Here is a 24,535-nt window from a genome sequence, read left to right as displayed (position 1 = left end):
TGCGACAGTAGCTGGCACTACTAGATAGTGCCAGACAGAAAACTTGATGTTGCTTGTAAATGCTCGAAGAATGGGGCGATGATACGGCTGAACTCAGGGATCAACTGTGAATCTTTCCACCAATCCGAGCTTGGGAATGCAGTAAACGCATCCATAAAAAACAGCACCGCAGAAACAATTAAGACTCCGCGTAGACCACCAAATACAATCCCAAGAATTCGGTCCGTACCTGATAGCCCTGTTTTTTGTACCAGTTGACCAATGACGTAATTCACCACTGCACCAACTACCAAGGTCGCGACAAATAAAGCCGCAATCGCCGCTCCGTTACGAAACATGTCATCTTCGATGTTGGTGAAGTACACCGCCAATTTGGCGTAGTAGTTGCTGGAGATAAAAAACGCTCCAAACCAAATCACCAAAGACAAAGCTTCTTTAGCAAAACCGCGAACTAAACTGATCAGAGCTGAAAATCCGATCACACCTAAAATGATAAAATCTATCCAATTCATGTTTTCTTCATCTTAAGTTGGCGCGCATTTTAACAGAAAAAATGCTGACGCAAACGTTTTCTTATGGATTTAATGGCTTAAATTTAAGCAATTGACCTTTTGAGCCTGTAATTTTTTGTAATTCCTTGACTTGTCGTTCAAGTTTACTTTTTGACACATCAGGGCCAACAATCACTCTCGTAAACTCGTTTTCTTTCTTTGTATGGGCTTGATAGCCACGCTTTTGCAAATCAGCGACAAGCGCGACCGCATTTTCGTGATTCTTAAGCGCCATCAACTGAATGATCCAAGCAGAATCTTCATATTGATTTTTTTCTTGCACAGGACGAGTGGCCACCTCAACTTGCTCTGGCTGTTTGATGACCTCTGGTTTAGGCGTCGGCGTTGGGTCAGGCTCAGAAGCAGCCACTTGGGCGCCCTCTTGCTCCTGCACCACCGCTTCAACTGGAGAGTCCGGTAACGCTATATCGTCTTCCACTGGCTCTAATATTTCGAAGTTTTCCACATCACTATCAAGTTCAGGTTTGATAGGAATACTGGCAAATTCTTCTTTGTAGTGCAGTTTCTTACCATCTAGCACATCGGGAAGAACAATCACTCCGACTGCGACTAGAATGATGGTGCCGACTAAACGACTTTGGAATTTACTTGCCATCAAAATACCTTTACTTATTTATTATTTGATTGCCAATGTTCCAATACCTCTCCGACGGTATGGAATGAGCCAACCACCAGAATAACGTCTTCTTGCTTTGCGTGGCTTCTTGCATTCTCAAAGGCGTCAACAGGGTTTTCAAAATGAACTTGCCCATCAGGTAAGTATTGGCACAACTCTCCAGCAGTCGCCGCTCTCGGTCCGGTTAGCGACGCTGGATACCATTGTGTTGCAATTGGAGTTAGCGCTTCAATGGTTGCTTTAATGTCTTTGTCATGCAGCATCGCGACCACAATATGGATATTCTTACCCAAATATTGGTGCTTCACTCTCTCTACCAAATACTCAGCAGAGTGCGGGTTATGAGCGACATCAAGGACTATTTCAGGTTCGTGATGCAGTACCTGCATACGCCCTGCCAGGCGAGCATTATTCAAGCCATTAACAATGTTTATGTCAGTGATTTGCAATTCCGATGCTCCTAACGCCATCAATGCTGTTGCCGCATTTTGTAGCGGTAACGATGGGACAGGTAAATCCTCTAAAGCAAATGCACCACTGCTCCACTTCCAACCATTATTAGTTAGTTGGTAATCATACTGAATACCAACTTGGAAGAACTCAGAGCCAATATCGTCAGCATGAGCCGCCACGGTCGCCGGTGGCGTTGGTTGACCACAAATTGCTGGCTTCCCTGAACGGTAAATGCCTGCCTTTTCAAAACCAATGACATTGATGTCATCACCAAGCCAATCCACATGATCGATCGCTAAGCTCGTAATAACAGAAACATCATGGTCAACAACGTTGGTGGCGTCTAGACGGCCGCCAAGTCCTACTTCAAGCAACACAACGTCGACTTTCTCTACTTGGAAAATACGTAGCGCAGCAAGCGTACCGAATTCAAAGAGGCTAAGGCTGATATCACCACGCTGCTTTTCTACATAGTCGAATGCTTCACAGTGCTTTGCATCTACAACGTCGACGCCATTAATGCGTACACGCTCGTTGTAACGAATCAGGTGCGGAGAGCTGTAAACACCGACTGAATAGCCAGCATCGAGTAAAATGGCTTCCATTAACGCACACGTTGAGCCTTTGCCATTGGTGCCGGCAACAGTGATTACGGTTGGAGCTGGTTTGGTAAGATTGGCTTTGTTTGCTACCGCTTGGACACGGTCTAAGCCTAGATCAATTGCTGAGGAATGAATATTTGCTAAATAATCAAGCCACATCTCTAATGAAGATGTGGCTTGAGGAATTGGGTTTTGGGTCATCTAACTTTAACCATTAAATTCTTTGGTTTTTATGTTAGTTGATACTTTACCCTTTTTCGTCCGCTTCTGGTACAGAATATGGTTCTTCATTTGGAGATTCGTTAACCGAAACCACCAAAGGAGACTTGTGGTTAGTCATCTTAGCGATTAGACCACCCACACGCTGACGCATTTCACGACGGTCAACGATCATATCAATCGCACCGTGATCAAGCAGGAACTCACTACGCTGGAAACCTTCAGGAAGATCTTCACGTACTGTTTGCTCGATAACACGACGACCAGCAAAGCCAATCAGCGCCTTAGGTTCACCGATGTTGATATCACCCAACATAGCCAAACTTGCTGATACACCACCCATTGTAGGGTCAGTTAGAACCGAAATAAACGGCAGACCTTTTTCTGATAGACGCTCAAGCGCAGCACTGGTTTTTGCCATTTGCATAAGAGACATCAATGCCTCTTGCATACGAGCGCCACCACTTGCTGAGAAACAAACAAGTGCACAATTGTTTTCAATTGCTGCATCCACCGCTTTAACGAAGCGAGCACCAACAACTGAACCCATTGAACCGCCCATAAAGGAGAATTCAAACGCACACGCCACAAGGGGGAGACCAAGCAGTTCACCTTGCATCACAACTAGCGCATCTTTCTCTCCGCTGTTTTTTTGTGCTGCAGAGATACGCTCTTTGTATCGCTTAGAATCTTTAAATTTCAGTTTATCCTGTGGCTCAAGTTCGGTACCTAATTCAACTCGATTGCCTTCATCTAAAAACGTTTCCAAACGACGACGCGCTTTCATGCGCATGTGATGGTTACACTTTGGACAAACTTCTAGGTTACGCTCTAGTTCAGCATGGTATAAAACCTGTTCACAAGAGGTACATTTAGTCCACACACCTTCTGGGATAGAAGCTTTGCGTGAACTTACTAGGTTGCTTTTCTCTAAAATCTTTTCAAGCCAACTCATGGAAGACCTTTTCTCTCAACTCTTCCGCTTCATTGCGAAAGATATAAATTCGACATAATACCGACGGATTAAACCATATCTTGCAGCTACTGTAGATAAAAAACTGGTTGTACCTATTTTTGATATCATAAATAGCGTATGTTTTCCGCTCACATTCAATGTAAACACTACCGATATTTTGAAATAAGTTTGTAAAATTAGTTCAAATTATCTGGCAAAAACAGTGGACCGATCGGCACTTCAGGTAACCCAAATTCTTCTGGATAGTCTACATCTACCAGGTACAGACCTTCCGCTTTCGCTGTCGCACCCGCTAGTTTGCGATCTTTAGCCTCTAGCAACCATTTGATCCATTCAGGGCTCTCTTCACCACGTCCAACCTTTATCAAGCTACCCGTGATGTTACGAACCATATGATGCACGAACGCATTGGCTTTAATATCAATAACCACATAGTTCCCATGGCGCGTAACGTTCAGATGCATCAAGTTTCGAAATGGGCTACGAGACTGACAATGCGCCGCACGAAACGACGTAAAATCATTTTCACCAAGCAGATACTGCCCTGCCTCATGCATTTTTTTCTCGTCGAGCTCACCATGATAGTGGCTCACACCAGAGTTTAAGATGCCAGGTCGTAAAGCATGATTGAAAATAATGTAACGATAACGGCGCGCTGTCGCTGAGAATCGTGCATGGAAATCATCTGGGACTTCCTTAGCCCAACGAACCGCTATATCACTCGGCATGTTCGCGTTTGCGCCCATGGTCCAAGCTACCATTTTTCGAGTAACGTTGGTATCAAAGTGCACAACTTGTCCTGTGCCATGCACGCCAGCGTCTGTCCGACCAGCACACTGCACTTCAACTGGGTGATTAGCAATAACGGACAATGCTTTCTCTAGCTCTTCTTGGACACTTTTCACTTCTCTTTGGCGCTGCCAACCAAAGTAGTTTGTACCGTTGTACTCGATACCTAATGCGATTCTCATCTTAACCTTCGAACTCTAAAATGGGGCGGGAAGTATATACTCAAGTCACCTCAAGTTGCCAGTTTCAACAAGGATGACGTAGAGGTAGCATCATACTAGCGAGACACAAAAAGGGTAGCCAACGCTACCCTTTTCGATTTATCGGCCATTAATGGCATCAATCAGGCTCTTTGCTTCGCGGCGAATATCATCTTCACCGTAAACAATCGCCTCTTCTAGTAGCTTTATCGCCCCTTGAGAATCGTTCATCTCGAGATAGATTTTAGCAAGGTCCAGTTTTCCAGCAGCTTCAGCGTTGCTATCTACGTCAACATCGCCGATCTCACCGATAACATCTGGAAACTCGTTCAATCCGACATCAAGCTTCAGATCTTCCTCTTCGAACTCACCACCTTCTTTATCGACCTGAGCCATTAATTCATCAATCGTCATAAATTGATTTTTCTTCGGGTCAAAGTCATCCAAGTCGCTTTGCTCTGCCCAGTTTTCTTGCGCGATCTCTGGCTGACTTAGTGCGTCACTCGAATTCCAAACATCACGCTGGTCCTCAGGCACATCTTCCGTAGAACTTACGCTATCGGCAGCTGGTTTAAAGCCATCCCAATCATCTCCAACATCAAGCATGGTTTCAAAGTCCATACCTGCGCTTGCGATGGTATCACTGTCTAACTGACCTTCAAACACCTCTGAACTTGCGTCTTCAGCAAGAAGGTTAGCCATTGAAGATTCATCATCTAAGTCACTTAGCGGCTCACCCTCTGTCGCCGTTGGCTGCACTTCTGGTTCAGTATCAAAACCGTTTTGCTGCGCAAAGACTTCAAACAAAGCATCATGATCGTTATCGGCTTGAAGAGTTGGTCTCGATGTCTCAGTTTCAACATTAGGAGTCTCTGGCGCACTCTCATTCATTGATGCGAGAACATCTTCCTCATTGAACTCAGGAAGATCTTGGTCGTCAAAACTTAGCTCTTCATCCTCACCGGAGATTGGTTCTATATCTGCGGTTTCAGAACTCGGTAATTCTGGCTCTTCTTCCATAGACGCCAATGCATCTTCTTCACTGAATTCTGGCAGTTCGAGTTCATCAAAATCGAACTCTTCTTCTGCTTCAGTAGCCGACTCAGCTTCAGAGCGCTCAGGCTCGATAGATTCTGGTTCATCTAACGCAGATTCGTCCGCCATGGACGCCAATGCATCCTCTTCACCAAACTCTGGCAGTTCGAGTTCATCGAAATCGAACTCTTCTTCTGCTTCAGTCGCCGACTCAGCTTCAGAACGCTCAGGCTCGATAGACTCTGATTCATCTAACGCAGATTCGTCTGCCATGGACGCCAATGCATCCTCTTCACCAAACTCTGGCAGTTCGAGTTCATCGAAATCGAACTCTTCTTCTGCTTCAGTCGCCGACTCAGCTTCAGAGCGCTCAGGCTCGATAGATTCTGGTTCATCTAACGTAGGTTCGCCTGCCATGGACGCCAATGCGTCCTCTTCGCTGAACTCTGGCAGTTCGAGTTCGTCGAAATCGAACTCTTCTTCTGCTTCAGTCGCCGACTCAGCTTCAGAGCGCTCAGGCTCGATAGATTCTGGTTCATCTAACGTAGGTTCGCCTGCCATGGACGCCAATGCATCCTCTTCACTAAACTCTGGCAGTTCGAGTTCATCGAAATCGAACTCTTCTGCTTCAGTAGCCGACTCAGCTTCAGAGCGCTCAGGCTCGATAGACTCTGATTCATCTAACGTAGGTTCACCTGCCATGGACGCCAGTGCGTCTTCTTCGCTGAACTCTGGTAGATCGAGTTCATCAAAATTGAATTCTTCTTCTGCATTGGTGGCCGAATCAGTTTCTGATGCTAGTTCTGAGCTTTCTGGCTCACTTTTGTTACCCGAGTTTTGTTCTTGTTCTGGTTGAGTGTCACTTTCTAGTTCAGGCTCATCCAGTAGCCAATCTTCTTCTTGTGGAACACCAAATTCATTTTCTACTGTATTTGGTGTCGGAGTGAACGCTGGAGCGTCTTCTTCTGTCTCAACTTGAGGCGGCACTTTAGCATCAGGCTCTACGGATGCATCTTGCGTTGACTTAGAATTGGCATCCTCTTCTTGTTGTGGCGAAGGTTCCTCTATCTCAGCTTGCGGCTCTTCAACTTGTTGTTGCGTTAAATCATCTTCAGTATCAAATAGCGCATCCAGTTCAGCAGAAAAGTCAGCTTTTTCTTGCTCTGTAGGCTGAAGCTCTTCACTGTCTGACTCAAACAAGTCGTCTAGCTCGCTCATTAAAGGATCGTTCTCTGGTGAGAGATCCTCTAAATCACCAAGAAACTCATCGCTGCTAAATGGCTCTGAATCAGTTTCTGGCTCGGTTAATGGTTGCTCTGGCGCTGTTTGTTGCGGATCTGGTTGACTGTCACTTAATAAAGCATCGATGTCCAAACCAGACTCAATTTCCGGCTCTTCATGAGCGGGCTCTGACTCGGCTATTGAAGATGGTTTTTCGTCGCCGTCTGGTTCGCCAAAACCAAGTGAAGCGAGTAACTCTTCCTCTTCCGATTTAGTCTGTGCAGGGCTTTCGTCCTCTCGAATCAGATCATCAAACGGGTCTAACTCAGTCTCAGTTCCTGTCTCTTCATCAAGTTCTGGTGTGACGTCATCAATGATTTCATCCAGTAAATCTGTGCTATCTGCATCTAACTCTTCAATCGAGTCATCACCTTCAAAACCAGAGAGTGCTTCTAGCTCATTCAGTGGGTCAAACTCGTCGTCTGTTTCATCTTCGTCAAAATCGATCAGTTCATCGAGTAAGTCCGTACTGTTTTCATCTAGAACGGCGTCTTCGCTGACGTCACCTTCAACTTCTGTCGACTCAGTAACAGGCTGCTCGTATTGAGCTAATAGCTTATCGATATCGTCATCAGATGCCTCCCCTGCGCTGAAATCATCATCCGATACGGGCTGTTTTAGTTCAGGTTCATCGGTATCTAGGTCGAAGTCGTCATTGCCAAGTTCCGCAAACAAGTCATCAAGCATATCCTGATCGACAGTGTCACTTGGTAACTCTTCTGACGGCTCATCTGCTGCAAGTAGTTCCGCAAATGCGTCGTCTGAAAGCGAGTCTGCTTTCTCGTTCGTATCATCTGAAAGATCGAAGCCAGCCTCATCGTCATCGAGCACTTCTAGTTCTGGAGCAACCTCATCTAAGGCTCGCTCCATCTCTTCTAAACCAAGCGCTTTTTCTTCGCCGTTAACTTGAATACCATTGTTCGATGACTCAAACTCATCCAGACCAACATCCAGATCGCCGTCATCACCGATACCCGCAAATGGGTCATCGTCCCCTTCTAGATTGAAATCCAGTTCTTCATCGTCAAGGTTGGCAAAGACGTCTTCTTCTAAGTCTGGCTTCTCTTCTTGTGTAGCCTGAGTATTTATATCTTCATCTGCGAACAACTCATCATCAAGTGTGAGTTCTTCATCCAGCTCGTCCGTCGCTGCTAAACCAATTGGCGCAGCTAATGGATCGGTTTCCTGCGGCGATTGCGCAGCAGGCTCTTCCTCTTTGTTTTTAGAACGGCGACCAAGCAACATCACAACCAACAGTGCTAGCAATGCACCTGGAATAAGCGCCGCTAAGCCGACAAGCCAACCATTAGACAGAATCTTGTCAATCGTACTTGGCTGCATGCGTTGTTGCTCAGCAAGGCGTTGGCGCTCTTCAGCAAGCAGTTTCTCGACTTCCGAGCGAATGCGTTCTTCGTCATTCAGCTCATTTTTCAAGGTTTCAACTTCGCTTTGCACTTCTGACAACATTAAGCGAAGACGATGGTTCTTCTCTTCCAATGACTCTAATTCACTTTGTGAGCCTTGAAGTTTGTCTTTTAACGCACTGACCTGCTTTTCACCCTGCGGAGAGGTGTTCACAGGTGGCGCAGGAATAACTGGTATTGTTTTTTGAACCGGTTTTGGTTCCGCAGCTACAGTAGTTTCTGGCTTAGGAGCAACAGGCTTGGGTTCTACTTTTATTTGTGGCTTTGGTTGCTCGGTGACGCGTTGCGCTGGCGTGGCTCTATTTGTCGGCTTCGGCTGTTTTAACTTAGCCTCGTGCGCCTTCATAATCGCAACAGCTTGCTCTGTAGTCGCGCTTTGCACTTGCTCTAGAGACGGTACTCGTAGTCGACTCCCTGGGATCAACTCATGAATGTTTTGGTTCTCAAACGCTTGAGGGTTAATTCGATAAATGGCAAGAAGCGTTTGTTGAACGGTAACACCGCGTGAAGGTCGTAATTCTGAAGCGATCGACCATAGTGTTTGATTTTCACCAGTCGGACCAAAGAAACGTGACGGCTGAGTATTTGCAGGAGGAGCAGGTAATGCTCGCTCAATATCTTCAGCATAGCTCGGAGATGATTGCACTTCACCAGACGGTCCAACAAGACGAATTCCTTCGGCTTGAACCACTGATGATGTCTGAGTCGCGCTCATCAACACAAGGGCTGCTAACAAACGCTTATAATTTTGACGCATAGAAGGCTCAGTTTTGTGCTAAATACAATTTGAAATGGTGATCGGTTAAATATATCGGATATCACATGCAAAACTATAGCGTTGAGAATAAAAAATGTGTGGCTCTCGCCATATTCGTACTAATCTCACACTATTTTGTTCCGTTCGTACAAAAAAGCCTCGCATAATGCGAGGCTTTGAAATGAACAGTAAGTGACTTAGTAGTAATCGCGGATCAGGACTTCAGCGATTTGTACCGCGTTAGTTGCTGCGCCTTTACGCACGTTATCCGCCACAACCCACAAGTTTACACCACTGTGGTGGCTGATATCGTTGCGGATACGACCAACCATAACATGATCTTTACCACCCGCATCACGCACTTGCGTCGGGAAGTCATCACCGTGGAAGACTTCGATACCGTCAGTTTGCTCAAGCAAGTTAACGACTTCTTGTGCATCGATTGGAGAGCGAGTCTCAATGTGAAGCGCTTCAGCATGACCATAGAATACCGGCACACGCACACACGTTGGGTTTACTGTGATTGATGGATCGTTAAAGATCTTCTGTGTTTCCCACACCATTTTCATTTCTTCTTTGGTGTAGCCATTTTCCATCATCTGATCGATTTGCGGAATACAGTTAAACGCAATCTGTTGAGAGAATTGCTTCTTATCCGCAGGCAGACCGTTTAGAAGCTTAGCCGTTTGACCTGCTAGTTCGTCAATGCCCGCTTTACCCGCACCAGATACGGATTGGTATGTAGATACGTTAATACGCTCAATACCCACTGCATCGTGAATTGGTTTTAGTGCCACCAGCATTTGAATGGTCGAACAGTTTGGGTTCGCGATGATGTTACGGTTACGAAACTCTGCAATCGCTTCTGGGTTTACTTCTGGCACAACAAGAGGAATGTCGTACTCGTAACGGAAGTGTGAAGTGTTGTCGATAACGATAACACCTTCATCTGCCGCGATTGGGGCCCATTTTTCAGATAGTTCACCACCAGCAGAGAACAACGCAATATGAGCTTGAGACCAATCAAACTCTTCAACGTTCTGTACACGAACCGTTTTGCCATTAAAGCGATAAGTCTTGCCTTCGCTACGCTCACTTGCCAATAAGTGAATGTCACCCACTGGGAATTTACGTTCTTGAAGCACTTCTAAAATTGTTTCACCGACCGCACCGGTCGCACCTAAAATGGCAACATTATATTGCTGGCTCATTGACTTACCTCAATCTGAAAACCTAGTTCTGCTAATGGAGCAAGGTTACATGTTTTGTTACCCACTAGCGTGACAGCGCTGTATTCACGGCGATCCCAGTAGTTTTTACGCATCAGGTCAAAAGCACCTGGCTTACTGATCTCACGACGGAAAAGAGCGTCATCTCTACGCACATCATAGATTAACTGCGTGATGTTATGCAGTGTTGCTTCATCCCAAGCTCTGTCCAATACCATAGTAGGAACAGGCGCGGTTGGCAGTAAATCGCTGGCATGCGCACGTAATTCGTTATTTAAGAACTCACAGTAGCTGTTGAAAATCATCGTCGTACCGCGAGCTTTCCCTTCCAAGCCGTAGCCTGCAACGTGAGGGGTTGCGAATGCTAGCAGAGGCAGAAGCTCCATATCAACCTCTGGTTCAAATTCAAATACGTCAAGCGCTGCGGTAAAACCGTCGTTTTTCAAAAGACGTTGCTTCAATGCCTCGTTATCAACGATTGGACCTCGCGCGGCGTTAATCAAAATCTGATCACCACGAAGCGAGTTTAAAACCGTTTCATCAATTAAATGATGAGTTGGATATAGGCCATCTTTGGTGATTGGCGTGTGCAGCGTAATGATGTCTGAGCTTTCAATCAGTTCTGTCAACGGAGTAAAGCTACGAGGATCACCAGCCTCTTGTTTGAATGGGTCATTGATGAGAACTTTAATCCCCATGCCTTTCAAACATTTCTCTAGGTAACTACCTACTTGGCCTGCACCAATAATACCTACCGTCTTGTCAAATACCGAGAAGCCTTGTTGCTGAGCGAGCACCATCATCACGCTGAACGCGTATTCCGCCACACCCACTTTGTTACAACCCGGCGCAGCGGTGAAGAATATACCTTTCTCTTTTAAAAGCGCTTGGTCGACATGATCCATACCTGCTGTTGCGGTACCAACAAACTTTAGCTTGTTTGCTTTGCTGATCAGGTCAGCATTCACTTTAGTGACTGAGCGAATCATTAGGGCATCAACATCCACTAAATCATCAGCCGTCAGTGTACGACCTGGTTTTAGAATTACGTTACCGAGTTGGCTGAATAGCTCTTCAGCGTACGGCATATTTTCATCAACAATAATTTTCATAGCGCCAGCGTTTTAACATCCATTTGTATGAGTTCGTTTATTCGCAAGATGCGAAACTAAAACGATTGTGCCCTTTTCCCGAAAAATCTCAAGAAATAACCCTAATAAACCTCAAGGAGATTGGCTCCAAAGAAGTCGTTTAACGGGAAGCAACGTAAAAAGCAGAAATTGAGAAAAGAAAAAGCCCGGCTAAATAGCCGGGCAAAGTTCCAGAACAAAAGGATCCTATCCCGCTCTCCATGGGATAGAGTCTGCGTCTGTTCGATCAGTGTGACTGATCAAGCTCTGGAAACTGGATTGTTGACGCTGTTCTCACTCACGTGGCGCGCCAACAAATTCAGTTAACCTTGGTACTTTTTAATAACCAAAGTTGCGTTTGTGCCGCCAAAGCCAAAGCTGTTTGACATTACGGTTGTTAACTCTGCATCACGTGCTTCTGTCACGATGTCCAGACCTTGAGCTGCTTCGTCCAAGTTTTCAATATTGATGCTTGGAGCAATGAAGTTTTTGTCTAGCATAAGTGTTGAGTAAATCGCTTCGTGCACACCAGCGGCGCCTAGTGCGTGACCAGTCATTGCTTTTGTTGCAGAGATTGCTGGACTGTTCTCACCAAACAATTGTTGGATCGCACCAAGCTCTTTCACGTCACCAACTGGTGTCGACGTGCCGTGCGTGTTGATGTAATCCACACCGTCAACGTCTTGCATCGCCATCTTCATACAACGGATCGCGCCTTCACCTGATGGTGCTACCATGTCGTAGCCATCTGAAGTCGCACCGTAACCTACGATCTCACCGTAGATTTTCGCGCCACGTGCTAGAGCGTGCTCAAGCTCTTCGATAACCAGCATGCCGCCACCGCCAGAGATAACGAAACCATCACGGTCCGCATCATACGTACGAGATGCTTTGTCTGGAGTGTCGTTGTATTTCGTTGACAGCGCACCCATGGCGTCAAACATCATGGTTTGAGACCAATCAAGCTCCTCACCGCCACCAGCAAAAACAATGTCTTGTTTACCAAGTTGAATAAGCTCCATCGCGTGACCGATACAGTGTGCAGAAGTAGCACATGCAGAGCTCATTGAGTAGTTCACACCACGAATCTTAAATGGCGTAGCAAGACAAGCAGAAACCGTAGAAGACATAGTACGAGGAACCATGTAAGGGCCAACTCGCTTTACGCCTTTTGCGCGTATCGTGTCTGTCGCTACCGTTTGGTTATATGCAGAAGCACCGCCAGAACCCGCAACGATACCGGTACGATCGTTTGAAACCTGATCCTCTGTAAGACCAGCGTCTGCGATTGCCTGCTCCATTGATAGGTATGCATAAGCAGCCGCATCACCCATAAAGCGCATCTGCTTACGGTCGATGTGTTCCGCCGGGTTGATTTTTAGGTCACCCCATACTTGCGAACGAAGACCGTGTTCTTTGAACTGCTCAGATGCAGTGATGCCAGATTTGCCCGCTTTAAGAGACGCTAGAACTTCTTCGACGTTGTTACCGATACTTGAAACAATACCCATACCGGTGATTACGACTCGTTTCATTATGACATTCCTATAATTCAAAAATCCGCTAGATGATAACTAAGATAGTCAACAAAAGTGGTCAGCTTTCCCATAAATTCGTACAATCGCCCCATTCTTACCGCGCCAAATCACAAATTTGCACCATTATGACTTCAATAAAAAACGCAGAACTTGGTTGGAACGAAGCTGGTACTCCGGTTTCAGACCAATTTGATGATGTTTACTTCTCTAACGTAAACGGTCTTGAAGAGACACGCTACGTTTTCTTAAAACAAAATCATCTCCCAGAAAGATGGCAGGAATTTGACCAAAGACGTTTTGTCATTGGTGAAACAGGATTTGGCACGGGATTAAACTTCTTAGCAGTATGCCAGTGGTTTAGTGAGTTTCGTCGTCAGCATCCAGACGCAGCATTGAAAGAGCTGCATTTTATTAGCTTTGAAAAATACCCGCTAAGCCAAGCGGATTTAAAGAAGGCGCATGAAGCTTGGCCTGAGCTAGCTGAGTACGCGGAAAAGTTACAAAAACACTACCCTTCCGCCGTACCTGAGTGTCACCGCATTGTGCTTGAAGATGGCGCAATTACACTCGACCTTTGGTTTGGCGACATCAAAGACTGCATGCCGCAAGTCCCATACAACGAACAAGGTTTGATTGACGCTTGGTTTTTAGATGGATTCGCGCCAAGTAAAAACCCAGAGATGTGGAACCAAAATCTGTTCAACAACATGGCTAAGTTAGCCAAGCAAGACTGTACAGTTGCCACTTTTACCGCAGCGGGCTTTGTGCGTCGAGGATTGAACGAAGCAGGCTTTGCAATGAAAAAAGTCAAAGGCTTTGGCACCAAGCGTGAAATGATCGCAGGTTCGATGGAACAACACGAAAAGCAGTCGAACCATCTTCCGTGGTTCAATCGCACGGCGTCCAGCAACCTTGATTCGATTGCCATAATCGGAGGCGGTATTGCCAGCGCGGCGTTAGCGAAAACGTTGGTTCGTCGTGGCCAAAACGTCACGCTTTACTGTAAAGACACTCAACCAGCCGAAGGAGCGTCGGGTAATCGTCAAGGGGCCGTGTATCCCTTGTTGAACGGTCCTCATACTGGTGTTTCGCGTGTGTTTGCGCCTGCATTTTTGTTTGCAAGACAATTTATTGAACAAGCTGCGAAGTCGGTTACATTCGATCACGATTGGTGTGGTGTAACTCAGCTAATGTGGGATGAAAAATCTGCTGATAAGCTGGAAAAGATGCTTGCGGGTAATTTTCCTTCTGAATTGATTCAAAAACTGTCCGCCGAGGAAACTGCGAATACTATCGGATTACCTATCGATATATCGTCTGTGCACTACCCTATGGGAGGGTGGTTGTGCCCTGCCGAGCTAACGCGTGGGTTAATCAAACAATTAGAACAGACATCGTTACTCTCAACGAAGTTTGAACATCACGTTGAAGCATTAAATTGGGATGAAGACCATCAGCTTTGGACACTAACGGTCAATGGTCAAACATTTGAGCACTCAACCGTTGTGGTTGCGAATGGCCATGAGTTCCAAACATTGAGCCAAACCGCTTCCCTGCCGATGGGACAGGTGAAAGGGCAAGTCAGTCATGCTCCGGCAACCGAAACGCTGAGTCAATTGAAAACGGTATTGTGTTACGACGGCTACATGACGCCTGTTAACCCAAACAATCAGCACCTGTGCATAGGCGCAAGCTACGATCGCAGTCACCTAGACTACGAATTTGATGAAAACGCTCAGAAGGATAACGCAGAAAAACTAGTTAAGTGCGTATCGAACCAAGAATGGCCAAAAGAGGTAGATATCAGTGGCAATCGATCTCGCCAAGGTATTCGCTGCGTGAGCCGAGATCACTTACCATTTGTCGGAAATGTGGGTGACTTTGAGACGATAAAAACGCAATACGCCAACTTACAAAATCAAAAAGCAGAAGAGGTAGAAACCGTTCATCAGTTCACTAACCTATTCTGCTTCTTAGGTTTAGGATCTCGTGGGCTGAGCTCTGCACCATTGTTAGCTGAAGTGTTGGCCTCGCAAATCTGTGGGGACCCGCTGCCATTACCTGTTGATGTATTGACCGAACTTCATCCAAGTCGAATGTGGGTTCGTAAACTAAGAAAAGGCAAAGCCATTACTGAGCTGTAAGAGTATTCTCTCGTTTACATTCCCGACGCAAATATGTGTCGGGAATCGCTAACTCATTAAGTCACTCGTGTTGAAATTACTTCAGCTGTGCAATTGCCTGTTTCACTTGCTCTGCTACTTCCGGATTTACCGCCTCACCAGACTCCACATCAAAGTTCTCGTAGAAGCTCGGCACAGATAGCGATGCTTTCACATCTGCTCCGAAAAATTGCGCGGAACCTGTTGCTGCTGCAAGAACGCTCTGTGCGCCACCCGGACCAGGAGAAGTTGCTAAGTAAACGACCGGCTTGTTTTGGAATACGTTGCGCTCAATGCGCGTTGCCCAATCAAACAGGTTTTTATACGCTGCTGGGTATGAACCGTTATGCTCTGCAAAGGAAACAACAATAGCGTCAGCCTCAGCCAAATCACGTAAAAATGCGACAGCACCTTCAGCTTGACCAATTTCTTTTTCTTTGTCTTCGCTAAACATCGGTACTTGATAATTGTTTAAGTCTAAAACGTTCACGTGAGCGCCTTCGACTTGGTTTGCTGCGTAGGTAGCAAGTAATTTGTTGATTGAGGTAGAGCTGGTAGATGCACCAAATGCGACAATTTTCATGGTTGTAATCCTTTGTTCACGTTTTATGCTGATCAGAATAAAAGTTGAACAGTTTCGCTACAACCACAAAAATTTTATGGAGAGGTTCGAATTTTTCGAAGTAGTAAATGACTTGGACTAATAAATGGAGAACGACGTTCGGAGATTAAGCCTGAGCCTGCAGTTCTTGCCACAAGTCACTGACGATCGCGCGATCAGCTGGGCTTAACTCGGTACGAGCGTCTTCCAAACTGCTCTCAATGCGTGACTTCAGCTCAGTAATATCGCTAATGCCTTCTTCTTCACAAGATGCCGCAGACAAAGAGATGTGACCACGTAGATAACCACCAGCAAACAATTCATCGTCAGATGCTGTTTCAATTCGAGCATCAATCAGTTCCAGTAGTTTTTCTTCAAATTCAATAATCATGGTGTATCTCTGAGGTTATTTGAGGTTATTTAACGCAAAAGTCTGACGCTTCCAGCGGCTTGGTTTGGTAAAACGCACGCAGAGCATCCGAAAGCATTTTCACTCGCAAAGGCAAGCCAGCTTCCAAAATACCTAACACTTCTTTATGCACTTTCTGCATAAAGCCGAGCCTATCTGGTTCAAAATCGCCGTGTAGATTGTCACAACTCACCGTAAAAGGGAAGCCAGCACTTTGTGCCAGAATCCATTCATAAGCTTGCGGACGCACTTCAACTTTCTCAAACTCCGCTTGAACTTCTGCCGTGCGCCCATCGGGTTCATACCAATAGCCAAAATCTTCCAGCAAACGACGCTCTGGCCCTGCCACACACCAATGCGAGATTTCGTGTAATGCGGAGGCATAAAAACCCCGAGCAAAAATAATCCGATGATGAGGATGTTCATCATCAGCAGGAAGATAAATAGGCTCATCACCACCTAACTCCAATTTCGTATTAAATTGGTCTAAAAAGGTGTCATTGAAAATGGTGATAAGGTCTTGGTATTCGTGGGTCATCGTCGAGTTTGTACTTCAGTTTGACATGCGCTGCGTATTGTCGCTGTTTTTATCTATAAGGTAAAGGTGCTCCCACAGTTTTGGTTATTAGTTGAATTTATCTGAACATCGCTTTCTCCATATAATTTCTCATTCGTCAGCGTACTCATTTGCTACTACACTCTCGCCTTATTTTGATGCTGCTCAAACTGCTGTTTTTTAAGCGGTTTGATTACAGGCATGTTGCTGGTTTTAATCACTTTTTAAGAATGATAAAACCTTTTGTAAGTGTTGTTGCTGCGCCTACGATGATTCACGTAGAACGTAGTGACTTTTTACGTTGAGTGTCTCCCTATGTTGCTAAGTGTGTTGTATATCATTGGTATCACGGCTGAAGCCATGACAGGTGCGTTGAGCGCTGGTAGAAGAAAAATGGACTGGTTTGGTGTTATGTTGGTGGCCAGTGCAACGGCCATTGGTGGTGGCACCGTACGTGACATTTTACTGGGACACTACCCTCTTGGTTGGGTAAAAAACCCAGAGTTCCTAGCAATCACGTGTGTTGCGGGTGTACTTACCACAGGCTTAGCGAAATGGGTGATTAAGTTAAAAGGTCTATTCATCCGCCTTGATGCGTTAGGTCTAATCGTGTTCAGCATCATCGGAACTAAGATTGCGATGGGCATGGGCTTACACCCTGGAATCTGTATGGTTTCAGCGCTAGTAACGGGTGTATTCGGTGGGCTACTCCGCGACTTAATCTGTCGCCAAACACCGTTGGTACTGCATGAAGAACTTTACGCTTCTGTCGCTCTTATCGCATCGGGAATGTACTTAGCGCTATTAGAATTTAATGTTCCCGATGTAACAGCCACTATCATTACACTGATCACCGGTTATATGCTGCGTATGGCCGCGGTACGTTTTAAGTGGCGTCTCCCTTCTTTCAATTTGGAAACGGAAGGCTCACTCCATTAATTTAAATCTAAACGCGTAGTGAAAACACATTAAAAAGGCTGCTCATTGAGCAGCCTTTTGTCTTTCTATCAAGCTTATTTTTAAGCTTAAATCTTCGGTGTTTCAGTTGTTACGCCATGGTTCTGACCACGATGACGCAGCAAATGATCCATCACCACAATCGCGAGCATCGCTTCAGCAATTGGTACGGCACGAATACCCACACAAGGATCATGACGACCTTTGGTGATCAATTGAGTTGGCTCACCTTCTTTTGTGATGGTCTCACCCGGAACGGTGATGCTTGATGTTGGCTTAAGCGCAATGTTAGCCACAATGTCTTGACCAGTTGAGATACCGCCAAGAATACCGCCCGCGTGATTACTGCCAAAACCTTCAGGAGCAAGCGTATCACGGTGTTGACTGCCTTTTTGGTTTACCACATCAAAGCCATCACCGATCTCAACGCCTTTCACCGCATTAATGCTCATTAGCGCGTGCGCGATGTCTGCATCCAGACGGTCAAATACAGGTTCACCAAGACCAACAGGCACGTTAGTTGCCACAACCTGAATTTTCGCGCCAATTGAGTCGCCTTCTTTTTTCAGGTCACGGATAAGTTGGTCAAACGCTTCTACCTTGTCCACATCTGGGCAAAAGAACGCGTTGTTTTCGATTTCGTTCCAATCTACCTTGTCGATAGAAACATCACCCATTTGTGACAAGTACGCGCGAATCTCAACACCAAACTCATCTTTCAAGTATTTCTTCGCGATTGCACCCGCCGCCACACGCATTGCGGTTTCACGAGCAGACGAACGGCCGCCACCTCGATAGTCACGGATGCCATACTTTTGGTGGTAAGTATAATCAGCATGACCCGGACGGAATTTATCTTTGATGTCCGAGTAATCTTTTGAGCGCTGATCGGTGTTTTCAATTAGCAAACCGATCGATGTGCCTGTGGTTTTGCCTTCAAAAACACCAGAAAGAATTTTAACTTCATCCGGTTCACGACGTTGTGTGGTGTAACGTGATGTGCCTGGACGACGGCGGTCAAGATCGATTTGCAGATCTGCTTCTGTAATTTCTAACCCCGGAGGACATCCGTCTACGATACATCCCAGTGCGATACCGTGACTTTCCCCGAATGTCGTCACTCGGAAATGTTGTCCGATACTGTTTCCTGCCATTACTTCCTCAAGTTTTTATCGCTACGCCCTCTCAAACCAGAGCGCAACTGCTTTCCAATTCTTCGTGGATTCATAGTGGCTTTATTACGTTTTGATGTAAAGAGTTAATATCGGCGAGTTATGCATAAAAAAACACCGAGCATAAAGCTCGGTGTTTTGACGTTTAGTGCAAGACCCTATTAGTCTTTGTACAGTTTAAACTCTTCTGCACACTCAACCAGCTGGTCACGTGTTAGCATGAATACGCCGTGACCGCCGTTCTCGAACTCAATCCAAGTGAAAGGAATCTCTGGGTACTGTTCCATCATGTGAATCATTGAGTTGCCAACTTCACAGATAAGAATACCGTTATCTGTTAGGTAGTCTGGTGCATTTGCAAGAATACGACGCACAAGTTTTAGGCCATCCGTACCGGCTGCTAAACCAAGCTCAGGTTCGTGTGTGAACTCGTCTGGCAGGCTGTTCATGTCTTCTTCATCCACATATGGTGGGTTAGACACGATCAAGTTGTACTTCTCTTTTGGTAAGTCGCGGAACAAGTCAGAGCGAATTGGGAACACTTGCTGCTCCATGCCGTGATCTTGTACGTTTTGCTCCGCGACTTGTAGTGCGTCCGTTGAGATATCAATCGCATCCACTTCAGCTTCAGGGAACGCGTGAGCACATGCAATTGCGATACAGCCGCTGCCTGTGCATAGGTCCATGATGCGCGCAGGCTCTTCCACCAACCAAGGTTGGAATTCTGCTTGAATCAACTCACCGATTGGAGAACGTGGCACAAGTACGCGCTCATCAACGAAGAATTCAAGACCGCAGAACCAAGCTTTGTTGGTTAGGTATGCAGTTGGTGTACGTTCATTGATACGTTTTACTACACGCTCAACAATACGCAGACGCTCGCTGGTCGTTAGGCGAGAGTTTAATACGTGCGGAGGCACATCAATCGGCAAGTATAAGGTTGGCAGGATAAGCTGAACCGCTTCATCCCACGCATTATCAGTACCATGACCGTAAAACAGGTTCGCTGCGTTAAAGCGGCTTACCGTCCAACGAATCATATCTTGAAGGGTATGCAGCTCCGATACCGCTTCTTCTACAAAAATCTTATCCAAAATTGCCTCCGAAAAGCGCTACAATACTGCCAATAAAAGTTTATTAATGAAATTGTTTACCTAATGAGCAAAAAAGACACCGAACACGATGACGATTTCGCCTTGTTTCAGGAAGCAGTACAGGGCGTAAAAAAGTTGCGACAGGATACCATAATCCAGCAACCAAAAAAAAATACTAAGCAAAAAGAAATCAAGCGCTCCAACCGGGAAGCGAGTGATTCTGAGTTTTACTTCTCCGACGAGTTTGTCCCTCTCTTAAATGAAGAAGGCCCAACTCGTTATGCACGTGACGACGTCTCCACTTATGAAGTTAAACGTCTACGTCGCGGCGTGTATGTACCGGACGTATTCCTCGATATGCACGGCATGACACAACAAGAAGCTAAACGCGAACTTGGTGCGATGATCGCCTACTGCGTCAAAAACGAGATTCACTGTGCGTGTGTGCAACATGGCATTGGTAAACACATCCTGAAACAGAAAGCGCCACTTTGGTTAGCACAACACCCAGACGTAATGGCTTTCCACCAAGCGCCACTAGAATTCGGCGGTGATGGTGCGTTGTTAGTTTTGCTCTCGATTCCAGAAAAGTAACTAGCTCACTGTAGAAGCAATTAAACAAAAAGGCAGGAAATTTCCTGCCTTTCTTCATTCTATATCTAATGTTTAAATGCTTATTTGGTTTCGACGCTTATGGCGTAATATGCCACAGCACTTCACCGTTTTGCGTTTGTAGATCGTATTCAATACACACTAGACCTGATGTAGGAAACATCGGTGGTGCCATATCTTTTACAAACTCTGAAGTGAGATAACCAACCAAAGGCAAGTGAGAGACAAGCAGAAGCGAGTCTAGTTTTTCCACTTCAATCAATGCACTTGCAAAATCAAATACATGCTCAGATTGACCGTAAGGTGTAATATCTTCACAAGTTTCGATGCTTTTTGCGGCAAAATACTCACTGATCTCTTGCCAAGTTTGTTGAGCTCTAATGTACGGACTCACCAACACTTTATCGAATTGCGCAAAACCTTGTTCTTTACAGGCTCTCGCAACCGCTTCTGATTCGACTCTGCCTCTTGGGGTCAATTGTCGTGCTGCGTCTGAATCTGCAAAATGCTCGGCTTCGCCGTGACGCATGATGAATATTTTCATGTTATTTCCTAGGGATAGCTAACGCTACCAAAAGGTTGACTGCTATCTTTATTAGATAGACGGGGCTAACTTTAATAATGACGAAACAAAAATACTGATATAATTATCTGTTCATTATACCAATTCGCTTGCTAAAGATAGCGACTTTCTTAACAATCTATTAAAAAGAATGTACTCAGTTCATCACAGTATTTAACTGTGCTATGAGTTCAGAGCATTCATTCAAACAGTTCTTCCCCATACGCAAACGCGATGGGCCTGTGCAGAAGTCTACGAATAACAAAAATACGGCAAGCAGTATTTGTCGAAACGCAAACTTTGCGCCCCCTAGCTAGGGGGTCATAATTACTGTAATGCGAAATCTGGAGACGCATCGTGCATCTAAGTCCTAACGATTCAAATCAATACCGCTACATTACCTTGAGCAATGATCTGCGTGTACTGCTGATTCATTCCGAGACAGCTCAACAGTCAGCAGCTGCTCTAGCAGTGAACGTTGGACACTTCGACGATCCAAACGATCGCCAAGGTCTGGCACACTATTTAGAACATATGCTTTTTTTGGGTACGGAAAAATACCCTAAAGTGGGCGAGTTTCAAAGTTATATTAGCCAGCATGGAGGAACAAATAACGCTTGGACGGGTACTGAGCACACTTGTTTCTTTTTTGATGTTACTCCGAATGCCTTTGAAAATGCCTTAGATCGATTTAGCCAATTCTTTACCGCACCATTGTTTAACGAAGAAGCTTTAGACAAAGAACGCCAGGCTGTCGACTCCGAATACAAACTCAAACTTAATGACGATTCTCGCCGCCTGTATCAAGTCAACAAAGAAGTCATCAATCCAGATCACCCTTTCTCTAAGTTCTCAGTCGGCAACCTAGATACATTAGGTGACCGAGATGGTAAATCCATCCGCGACGAAATTGTCGAGTTTCACCACTCTCAATACTCTGCCGATCTCATGACGTTGACGCTCTTTGGGCCGCAGTCGCTCGATGCACAGCAAGCGTGGGTAGAAGCCATGTTTGCCAATATCCCAAATCACCACCTTCGTGGAAAATCGATTGATGTCCCCATTAGCACCAAAGAAAGTACCGGGATTTTAGTTCAAGTTGAACCCATCAAAGAATTTCGAAAACTCATTCTCACCTTCCCAATGCCAGGGATGGATAAGCACTACGGCTTGAAACCACTCTCTTACTTCGCGCATTTACTCGGCTATGAAGGCGAAGGCAGCTTAATGCTCCAGCTAAAAAATGAAGGCTGGATTACGTCGCTTTCTGCGGGAGGCGGCGCTAGTGGTAGCAACTATCGAGATTTTACGGTTAGCTGCACACTCACCCCGCTGGGTCTCAACCACGTTGACGACATCATCCAAGCGGTTTTTCAATACCTCTCGATGATCAAACAAGACGGGCTAGATGAATGGCGTTATCTCGAAAAACAAGCGGTGCTTGAGTCGGCGTTTCGTTTCCAGGAACCATCTCGACCAATGGATTTGGTTAGCCATCTTGTTATCAATATGCAGCATTATCAGCCAGACGATACCATTTATGGCGACTACAAAATGGCGGGCTATGATGAACAACTGCAGCGTTCGTTGCTGCAATACTTAACCATCGATAATGTCCGCGTAACCCTGATTGCAAAAGGACTGGAATACAACCGTACTGCCGAATGGTACTTTACTCCATATTCCGTCACGCCTTTTAGTGATGAGCAACGCCGCTTCTATCAACAAATCGATCCAAGCTGGCAGTTCGTCTTACCAGAAAAGAACCCTTATATTTGCTACGATCTCGATCCCATGCCGTTCGAAAATGGTGGTCCACTACCAGAGTTAATTGAAGATCTCGAAGGCTTCCGACTTTGGCATTTACAAGATGATGAATTTCGCGTGCCAAAAGGCGTTGTATATGTCGCTATCGACAGCTCTCATGCTGTTGCATCACCGAAGAACATTGTCAAAACTCGCCTATGTGTCGAGATGTTCCTCGACTCGCTAGCAAAAGAAACCTATCAAGCTGAAATCGCAGGGATGGGTTACAACATGTATGCTCACCAAGGCGGGGTTACCTTAACCCTCTCAGGGTTCAGCCAAAAACTGCCTCAATTGTTGGAAATGATCCTGCACCGTTTTGCTTCTCGAGATTTCAGCCCTGCACGCTTTGAAACCATCAAGCAGCAACTGTTACGTAACTGGAGAAATGCTTCACAAGATCGTCCTATTTCGCAGCTGTTTAACGCACTTACAGGGCTACTTCAACCTAATAACCCGCCTTTCGCAACCTTAGTCGAAGCGCTAGAAGAAATCGAAGTCGATGAACTCTCGGTATTCGTAGAATCAATTCTTGCAGAGCTGCACGTTGAAATGTTTGTTTACGGAGATTGGCAGCGTCAACAAGCGCATGACATGGCGACGACCTTAAAGGATGCCCTAAGAGTAAAAGAGCAGCGTTATGAAGAGGCGCTCCGCCCACTCATCATGCTGGGAAAAAACGGCAGTTTTCAACGTGAAGTACATTGTAACCAGCAAGATTCGGCGGTCGTTATTTACCACCAGTGTGAGGATATTGAGCCTCGTAGCATTGCTCTATACTCATTGGCGAACCATCTCATGTCGGCAACATTTTTCCACGAGATCCGCACAAAACAGCAATTAGGTTACATGGTGGGCACTGGCAATATGCCACTTAATCGTCATCCAGGTATTGTGCTTTATGTGCAGTCACCCAATGCTGCGCCTGCCGAGCTGGTTACCTCCATCGATGAGTTCTTAAATGCCTTTTATATGGTGCTGTTAGAACTGAACGATTACCAGTGGCATAGCAGTAAGCGCGGCTTGTGGAATCAAATAGCGACGCCGGACACCACACTGCGAGGTCGTGCTCAGCGTCTTTGGGTTGCAATAGGAAACAAAGACACCGAGTTTAACCAACGTGACAAGGTACTTGCTGAACTGAAGAAATTGACCCGAGCAGACATGATTCGCTTTGTCGTTAATGAGTTGAAACCTCGCACGGCAAACCGATTGGTCATGCACTCTCAAGGGCAATCGCATTCGGACGCTCCGCGCATCCACTTAGGGCAAGAAATTGGATCGATTGAAGAGTTCCAACTTAGGCCAAAAGATTGCGGCTTAGGATGATCTAATTGCGCAGTAATAAAATTATCGATTAGTAAGTATATACCTACAAACCAATGAGGTTGTGGGTCTCATAAATAGAATCGACACCATAATTGGCAGAAAATTGAAATTACGCCATTGCGGCTTATGCTCTAATTACCACACTAAAAATAAATTAATGAGGTAATCATGAAAAAAGCACTACTACTTGCGGCTATTTTACTGCCACTGGCATCTGCACACGCTGAAATCTCGGTGAAAGGTGATGGCTTTGAGCTAAGTAACGACTGTGTCCGCCTAAGCGGAGACAATGTTTCTATCAAATCAGATGATTGCTCTTCAAAACAGTGGAAAGATAAAGACCACAAAGGCAACAGCAGCGTTCACGGGGACGACAACCCAGGTAAAGGCCACAATAAAGATAAGAAAGACAAGAAGAAGTAACTATTTCTTATTTATGAAAAAGGCTTGCCAC

The 24,535-nt window shown here is 45.6% G+C and carries 20 protein-coding genes; 5 read left to right on the top strand and 15 right to left on the bottom strand.

All coding sequences use genetic code 11. The features are described from left to right. Positions 1–20: 20 nt before the first annotated feature. From OO778_RS04850 to fabB, 9 genes are all read right to left on the bottom strand, one after another. Positions 21–512 (bottom strand): CvpA family protein, encoded by a 492-nt coding sequence (locus tag OO778_RS04850; RefSeq protein ID WP_005380590.1) that lies wholly within the window; start codon positions 510–512, stop codon positions 21–23. 61 nt (positions 513–573) lie between these two features. After that, positions 574–1,167 carry an SPOR domain-containing protein gene (locus OO778_RS04845; protein WP_005397207.1) on the bottom strand — a complete coding sequence of 198 codons (594 nt, stop codon included), beginning with the start codon at positions 1,165–1,167 and terminating at the stop codon, positions 574–576. 14 nt (positions 1,168–1,181) lie between these two features. Next, complete coding sequence (gene folC / locus OO778_RS04840; RefSeq protein ID WP_264910823.1) at positions 1,182–2,444, bottom strand: bifunctional tetrahydrofolate synthase/dihydrofolate synthase; 1,263 nt, start codon at positions 2,442–2,444, stop codon at positions 1,182–1,184. A gap of 46 nt (positions 2,445–2,490) precedes the next feature. After that, positions 2,491–3,417 carry an acetyl-CoA carboxylase, carboxyltransferase subunit beta gene (gene accD / locus OO778_RS04835; RefSeq protein WP_005397203.1) on the bottom strand — a complete coding sequence of 309 codons (927 nt, stop codon included), beginning with the start codon at positions 3,415–3,417 and terminating at the stop codon, positions 2,491–2,493. A gap of 197 nt (positions 3,418–3,614) precedes the next feature. Next, a complete protein-coding gene (gene truA / locus OO778_RS04830) occupies positions 3,615–4,409 on the bottom strand; it encodes a tRNA pseudouridine(38-40) synthase TruA (protein ID WP_005397196.1) in 795 nt (264 codons plus the stop codon). A 138-nt stretch (positions 4,410–4,547) separates the two neighbouring features. Continuing rightward, a complete protein-coding gene (locus OO778_RS04825; protein WP_264910820.1) occupies positions 4,548–8,924 on the bottom strand; it encodes a FimV/HubP family polar landmark protein in 4,377 nt (1,458 codons plus the stop codon). Between the two features lie 197 nt (positions 8,925–9,121). Then, a complete protein-coding gene (locus tag OO778_RS04820; protein ID WP_005397941.1) occupies positions 9,122–10,135 on the bottom strand; it encodes an aspartate-semialdehyde dehydrogenase in 1,014 nt (337 codons plus the stop codon). After that, positions 10,132–11,265, bottom strand: coding sequence for a 4-phosphoerythronate dehydrogenase (locus OO778_RS04815; protein WP_074191659.1), 1,134 nt, complete (start codon positions 11,263–11,265; stop codon positions 10,132–10,134). The genes OO778_RS04820 and OO778_RS04815 overlap by 4 nt, the downstream gene beginning before the upstream one ends. Before the next feature lie 341 nt (positions 11,266–11,606). After that, positions 11,607–12,818 (bottom strand): beta-ketoacyl-ACP synthase I, encoded by a 1,212-nt coding sequence (gene fabB / locus OO778_RS04810; protein WP_264910818.1) that lies wholly within the window; start codon positions 12,816–12,818, stop codon positions 11,607–11,609. Between the two features lie 128 nt (positions 12,819–12,946). On the opposite strand from fabB, the gene mnmC reads away from it, so the two are divergent. Beyond that, the gene (gene mnmC / locus OO778_RS04805) at positions 12,947–14,965 is read left to right on the top strand and encodes a bifunctional tRNA (5-methylaminomethyl-2-thiouridine)(34)-methyltransferase MnmD/FAD-dependent 5-carboxymethylaminomethyl-2-thiouridine(34) oxidoreductase MnmC (RefSeq protein WP_264910817.1); all 2,019 of its coding nucleotides are present in this window, start codon (positions 12,947–12,949) and stop codon (positions 14,963–14,965) included. Between the two features lie 76 nt (positions 14,966–15,041). Here the strand turns inward: mnmC and OO778_RS04800 are convergent, their stop codons facing one another. The 3 genes from OO778_RS04800 to OO778_RS04790 all read right to left on the bottom strand — a co-directional run bounded on the left by OO778_RS04800 (position 15,042) and on the right by OO778_RS04790 (position 16,531). After that, positions 15,042–15,566, bottom strand: coding sequence for an NADPH-dependent FMN reductase (locus tag OO778_RS04800; RefSeq protein ID WP_012841544.1), 525 nt, complete (start codon positions 15,564–15,566; stop codon positions 15,042–15,044). Between the two features lie 145 nt (positions 15,567–15,711). Beyond that, the gene (locus tag OO778_RS04795) at positions 15,712–15,975 is read right to left on the bottom strand and encodes a YfcL family protein (protein WP_005397926.1); all 264 of its coding nucleotides are present in this window, start codon (positions 15,973–15,975) and stop codon (positions 15,712–15,714) included. A 25-nt stretch (positions 15,976–16,000) separates the two neighbouring features. Beyond that, positions 16,001–16,531 (bottom strand): elongation factor P hydroxylase, encoded by a 531-nt coding sequence (locus OO778_RS04790; protein WP_012841543.1) that lies wholly within the window; start codon positions 16,529–16,531, stop codon positions 16,001–16,003. Between the two features lie 333 nt (positions 16,532–16,864). On the opposite strand from OO778_RS04790, the gene OO778_RS04785 reads away from it, so the two are divergent. Then, a complete protein-coding gene (locus OO778_RS04785) occupies positions 16,865–17,488 on the top strand; it encodes a trimeric intracellular cation channel family protein (RefSeq protein ID WP_074191661.1) in 624 nt (207 codons plus the stop codon). A gap of 86 nt (positions 17,489–17,574) precedes the next feature. On the opposite strand, the gene aroC is transcribed toward OO778_RS04785, so the two are convergent. Both aroC and prmB read right to left on the bottom strand, forming a co-directional pair. Next, positions 17,575–18,660 carry a chorismate synthase gene (gene aroC / locus OO778_RS04780; protein WP_005397911.1) on the bottom strand — a complete coding sequence of 362 codons (1,086 nt, stop codon included), beginning with the start codon at positions 18,658–18,660 and terminating at the stop codon, positions 17,575–17,577. A gap of 179 nt (positions 18,661–18,839) precedes the next feature. Then, positions 18,840–19,772, bottom strand: coding sequence for a 50S ribosomal protein L3 N(5)-glutamine methyltransferase (prmB, locus tag OO778_RS04775; RefSeq protein WP_054868017.1), 933 nt, complete (start codon positions 19,770–19,772; stop codon positions 18,840–18,842). 63 nt (positions 19,773–19,835) lie between these two features. Between prmB and smrB the strand changes: the two genes are divergently transcribed. Further along, positions 19,836–20,366, top strand: a complete 531-nt coding sequence (smrB, locus tag OO778_RS04770; protein ID WP_012841540.1) for an endonuclease SmrB — start codon at positions 19,836–19,838, stop codon at positions 20,364–20,366. A 97-nt stretch (positions 20,367–20,463) separates the two neighbouring features. Here the strand turns inward: smrB and sixA are convergent, their stop codons facing one another. Continuing rightward, the gene (sixA, locus tag OO778_RS04765) at positions 20,464–20,928 is read right to left on the bottom strand and encodes a phosphohistidine phosphatase SixA (protein WP_005397904.1); all 465 of its coding nucleotides are present in this window, start codon (positions 20,926–20,928) and stop codon (positions 20,464–20,466) included. Between the two features lie 375 nt (positions 20,929–21,303). Between sixA and OO778_RS04760 the strand changes: the two genes are divergently transcribed. Beyond that, complete coding sequence (locus OO778_RS04760; RefSeq protein WP_264910811.1) at positions 21,304–24,081, top strand: insulinase family protein; 2,778 nt, start codon at positions 21,304–21,306, stop codon at positions 24,079–24,081. 168 nt (positions 24,082–24,249) lie between these two features. After that, positions 24,250–24,504, top strand: coding sequence for a CG2 omega domain protein (locus OO778_RS04755; protein WP_264910810.1), 255 nt, complete (start codon positions 24,250–24,252; stop codon positions 24,502–24,504). Positions 24,505–24,535: the final 31 nt, after the last annotated feature.

It is taken from the genome of Vibrio sp. STUT-A16 (genome assembly GCF_026000495.1).
Lineage (GTDB): Bacteria > Pseudomonadota > Gammaproteobacteria > Enterobacterales > Vibrionaceae > Vibrio > Vibrio diabolicus.
The sequence above is the reverse complement of the archived record's forward strand: the minus strand, read 5'-3'. Positions and strand labels throughout refer to the sequence as shown.